The organism is Paraburkholderia mimosarum LMG 23256 = NBRC 106338 (assembly GCF_000739815.1).
In the GTDB taxonomy this organism is placed as follows: Bacteria; Pseudomonadota; Gammaproteobacteria; order Burkholderiales; family Burkholderiaceae; genus Paraburkholderia; species Paraburkholderia mimosarum.
Genome location: NZ_BBJJ01000170.1, coordinates 1 through 4,649 on the forward strand (window position 1 = coordinate 1; position 4,649 = coordinate 4,649).

General features: G+C 63.9%; 4 protein-coding genes and 2 pseudogenes. 5 read left to right on the top strand and 1 reads right to left on the bottom strand.

What is annotated here, in order from left to right; translation table 11 throughout:
- Positions 1-204, bottom strand: a 204-nt coding sequence (locus tag BMI01S_RS42725; RefSeq protein ID WP_218002772.1) for a hypothetical protein, incomplete at its 3' end; no start/stop codon positions are given.
- 182 nt (positions 205-386) lie between these two features.
- Between BMI01S_RS42725 and BMI01S_RS35975 the strand changes: the two are divergent.
- The 5 genes and pseudogenes from BMI01S_RS35975 to BMI01S_RS35995 all read left to right on the top strand — a co-directional run.
- Positions 387-548, top strand: a pseudogene (locus BMI01S_RS35975) (flavin reductase); the annotation flags it as partial.
- Positions 549-672: 124 nt separating this feature from the next.
- Positions 673-1,704, top strand: coding sequence for an ABC transporter substrate-binding protein (locus BMI01S_RS35980; RefSeq protein ID WP_028232881.1), 1,032 nt, complete (start codon positions 673-675; stop codon positions 1,702-1,704).
- Between the two features lie 72 nt (positions 1,705-1,776).
- On the top strand, positions 1,777-2,661 hold the full coding sequence (locus BMI01S_RS35985) for an ABC transporter permease (RefSeq protein ID WP_028232880.1): 885 nt from the start codon (positions 1,777-1,779) through the stop codon (positions 2,659-2,661).
- Between the two features lies 1 nt (position 2,662).
- The gene (locus BMI01S_RS35990; RefSeq protein ID WP_028232879.1) at positions 2,663-3,457 is read left to right on the top strand and encodes an ABC transporter permease; all 795 of its coding nucleotides are present in this window, start codon (positions 2,663-2,665) and stop codon (positions 3,455-3,457) included.
- A 16-nt stretch (positions 3,458-3,473) separates the two neighbouring features.
- Positions 3,474-4,560 (top strand): annotated as a pseudogene (locus tag BMI01S_RS35995) (ABC transporter ATP-binding protein).
- Positions 4,561-4,649: the final 89 nt, after the last annotated feature.

The following is a 4,649-nucleotide window of genomic DNA, read 5'->3' on the forward strand; positions in this document are numbered from 1 at the left end:
CGATTGTTGCCACCAATAATATTGGCATACCATAATCTCATCAATCGCGACTTGTGTCTGGGCTGGATCGGCGGACTCCGTGAAGCTGGACGTGCGCAAGGTACCTGGCGGCTCCGCATCGCCTGAGTCGCCATATGGAGCTTGAATCCCATGAAGCCTGAGTTCGCCGCCGTGCGTGCCACCTCGCGGGTTCAGCGTGGTCAACTCGCGGACACCAACTACGGCATTTACGCGCCGCAATCGATCGCAGCGGGCGAGACCGTGTTGCTCATCCACGGGGTAGGCATGAATCAGAGCAGATGGGCGCCGCAGATCGACCCGTTATCCGATCTTTTTGTGTGGTCTACGACATGTTGGGCGGTTCGCCCTGGCCCGACAGCAGCGTCCGCATCGCGCCGCTTTCGCAGCTCCCCTGGGGCGAGGTGAGCGAGGATGCCGTGCGCTCGATGCTCGAACGCCATGTGCGCCAACGCCGGCAGGACGTGTTCGGCATTTACGTGGGCGACAGCGAAGCCGGCGCCGTGCAGCCGCTCGCTTTCGCACATTGAAAGCTCCGTCGCGCGGAAGCCGGGTATCGAAGCGATGCCATACATAGATCATAAGCCTGAGGCCGGCGCGTTTCGCGCCGGTGGCCTCACGAAGCGACAACCAACTGTTTCCCTGGAGAAAGACATGAGCAGCAGAAGCACCATGTTTATCGCGCCGTTGTTCGTTGCGTGCGCAGCGACACTCGCAGCAGCACCCGCACTGGCCGCAGACCCCATCGTCTTCACGAGCTGGGGCGGCACCACGCAATCGTCGCAACAGAAGGATTGGGCGCAGCCGTTCACGCAGGCGAGCGGCATCACCGTGCTGATGGACGGCCCGACCGACTACGGCAAGCTCAAGGCGATGGTCGACAGCGGCAACGTGAGCTGGGACGTCGTGGACGTGGAGGGCGACTTCGCCTATGCCGCGCAGAAGGCCGGGCTGATCGAGCCGATCGACTATTCGGTGGTGAAGAAGGACGATCTGGACCCGCGCTTCGCGTCGCAGGCCGCGGTGGGCAGCTTCTATTACTCGTTCGTGCTCGGCTACAACAAGGCGAAATACACGGGCGCGCAGCCGCAAACCTGGGCTGACCTGTTCGACACCAAGCGCTTCCCGGGCAAGCGCACGTTCTACAAGTGGTCCGCACCGGGCGTGCTCGAAATCGCGCTGCTCGCCGACGGCGTGCCGCCGAACAAGCTCTATCCGCTCGACCTCGACCGCGCGTTCAAGAAGCTCGACACGATCAAGAGCGACATCGTGTGGTGGAGCGGCGGCGCGCAGTCGCAGCAGTTGCTCGCGTCAGGCGAGGCGCCGATCGGCATGTTCTGGAACGGCCGCCTGCACGCGCTCGCGCAAACCGGCGTGCCCGTCGGCATTTCGTGGAACCAGAACCTCACCGCCGCCGACATGCTCGTGATCCCGAAGGGCGCGAAGCACCGCGATGCGGCGATGAAGTATCTCGCTGCAGCGACGAGCCCGCAGGCCCAGGCCAAATTCGCGGCCGATACGGGTTACGCGCCGATCAACGTGAAGTCGGCCGCGCTCATGTCGCCGGCCATGGCAAAGATGCTGCCCGATCAATACAAGGACTCGCAGATCAATCTCGACATGAAGTACTGGGCCGAGAACCGCGATGCGATTGCGAAGCGCTGGTACGCGTGGCAATCGAAGTAAGCATAGCCGGCTGAGGCCGAAACACAACCGGCGGGCTGGCAATGCGGACAAACCGAAGCCACTGGAAACACCATGCCTAACGTATTGAGTACCGTCGCGCACCCGGCCGCGGCGGCCACGCGCAAACGGCGCGACTGGCGCAGCATGCGGCTGCTGGCGCCCGCCATGCTGCTGCTTGTGATCTTCTTCCTGCTGCCGGTGCTCTCGCTGCTGCTGCGCAGTGTGCTGGAGCCAACGCCGGGTCTGCACAACTACGAGCAGTTGCTCGGCTCGACCACGTATTTGCGCGTGTTCGGCAACACGTTTCTCGTGGCGACGGTCGTGACGCTCGTCACGCTGCTCGTGGGCTTTCCGATGGCGTGGCTGCTCGCCATCGCGCCGCGCAAGGTCAGCGCCGTGTTCTTCGCGATCCTGCTGCTGTCGATGTGGACCAACCTGCTCGCACGTACCTTCGCGTGGATGGTGCTGCTGCAGGAAACGGGACCGATCAACCGCATGCTGATGGCGATTGGCGTGATCCACGAGCCGCTCTCGCTCGTCAACAACCTCACGGGCGTGACGATCGGCATGACCTACATCATGTTGCCGTTTCTCGTGATGCCGCTGCACGCCACGCTGCGCAGCATCGACCCTTCGACGCTGCGCGCCGCCGCCGTGTGCGGCGCGAGCCGCTGGCAGGCCTTCTGGCGCATTCTCGTGCCGCTCGCCATGCCGGGCGTCGCCTCGGGCGCGCTCATGGTGTTCGTGATGGCGCTGGGCTACTTCGTCACGCCCGCGCTCTTGGGCGGCCCGTCGTACATGATGCTCGCGGAACTCATCGCGCAGCTCGTACAGGAACTCTTGAACTGGGGCCTCGCCGGCGCCGCCGCATTCGTGCTGCTCGCCGTGACGCTCTCGCTCTATGCGCTGCAGCTGCGCTTCACGCGCAACGCGCGCGCAAGTCTCGGAGGGCGCTGACATGTTGCTCGATTTCGATCGCCTGGGCGCGCTGCGCTGGATGTTGCTGGCCGTGGGCGGGGCCGTCGCGCTCTTTCTCCTGCTGCCCATCGTCTTTATCGTCGCGCTTTCTTTCGGCGACTCGCAGTGGCTCATCTTTCCGGCGCCGGGCTGGACGCTCGAGTGGTACCGGCAGCTCTTCACCGATGCGGGCTGGATCGACTCGCTGCTCACGAGCGCGAAGCTCGCCGTGATCGTCACGGTGCTCTCCGTCGCCATCGGCTTTCTCGCTTCGCTTGCGCTCGTACGCGGCAGGTTTCGCGGGCGCGGCGCGGTGCAGGCCTTCTTCATCACGCCGATGGTGCTGCCGGTCGTGGTGCTCGCCGTCGCGCTCTATGCGTTCTTCCTGCGCATCGGCATGAACGGGACGATGACGGGCTTCGTGATCGGCCACCTGATCATCGCCTTGCCGTTCTCGATCATCTCCATCAGCAACTCGCTCTCGAGTTTCGACACGTCGCTGGAAGATGCCGCGCTCATTTGCGGCGCGTCGCCGCTGATGGTGAAGCTGAAGGTCACGCTGCCGGCCATCCGGCTCGGTCTCTATGCTGCGGCGATCTTTTCGTTCCTCGCTTCGTGGGACGAGGTGGTCGTGTCTATCTTCATGTCGAGCCCGACGCTGCAGACGCTGCCCGTGCGTATCTGGTCCACGCTGCGCCAGGACCTTACGCCTGTCGTTGCAGCGGCGTCTTCGCTGCTCGTCGCGTTGACAACGTTATTGATGCTGGCGGGCGCTCTCGTGCGCCGCGGCCGCTAATCGAGGTAAACAAGCCATGACTGCTTTCCTGCAAATCCAGCGCCTGCGCAAGACCTACGACGACGTCGTCGCTATCGACCAGGTGTCGCTCGATGTGCGAAAGGGCGAATTCATGACGTTCCTCGGACCGTCGGGGTCGGGCAAGAGCACGACGCTCTATATCGTCGCGGGCTTCCAGGAGCCCACGGAAGGGCGCGTGCTGCTCGACGGCAAGCCGCTGCTGGCAGTGGCGCCGAACAAGCGCAACATCGGCATGGTGTTTCAGCGCTATACGCTTTTTCCGCATCTCACGGTGGGTGAGAACGTGGCGTTTCCGCTGCGCGTGCGCCGCCGCCCCGAAGCTGAAGTCAAGGCAAAAGTGGAAAAGATGCTCAAGCTCGTGCATCTGTCCGAGTGCCGCGACCGCATGCCCGCACAGCTCTCGGGCGGGCAACAGCAACGCGTGGCCATTGCGCGCGCGCTGGCCTACGATCCGCCCGTGCTGCTGATGGACGAACCGCTCTCGGCGCTCGACAAGAAGCTGCGCGAGGAAATCCAGCTCGAATTGCGCCGTATTCACCAGGAGACGGGCGTGACGATTCTCTACGTCACGCACGACCAGGAGGAAGCGCTGCGCCTTTCCGACCGCATTGCGGTGTTCAACAAAGGCCGCATCGAGCAGGTCGGCACGGGCGAGGAGCTTTACGCAAACCCGGCTTCGCGCTTTGTCGCGAGCTTCATCGGCAATTCGAATCCTGCCCGTGAAGGTCACGAGGAACAGCGAAGGGCGCATGAACGGTGTGTTCCCGAATGGCCATGAAATTGCCTCGGACGCCTTCAATCCGGCACTCACCGCCGGCGACGACGGCACGCTGATGATCCGTCCGGAGCAGATGCGCATCAGCTCGTTGCAAGGTGCAAACGGCACTTCAGGCTTGCCCGTGACTGTGCGCGACGTCACCTATCTCGGCGACGCCATGCACTACGCGGTGGCCACCCCCTGGCAGCAGGAGATTTCGATCCGCATGCCGGCGGCGCATCGCCACGACGGCGGCATCGTGATCGGCACGCAGGCGCTCGTCGACTGTGCCGCGCACGACGTGCGCCTGTTCGCGCAAGCTTGACGGCGGCTGTCATGAGTGACGCACTGTCATCGCTGCGAGTGCATGTTCGTTGCCGGGCAAGGCGCGTGGCCTGGGAAATCGTGCAGTCT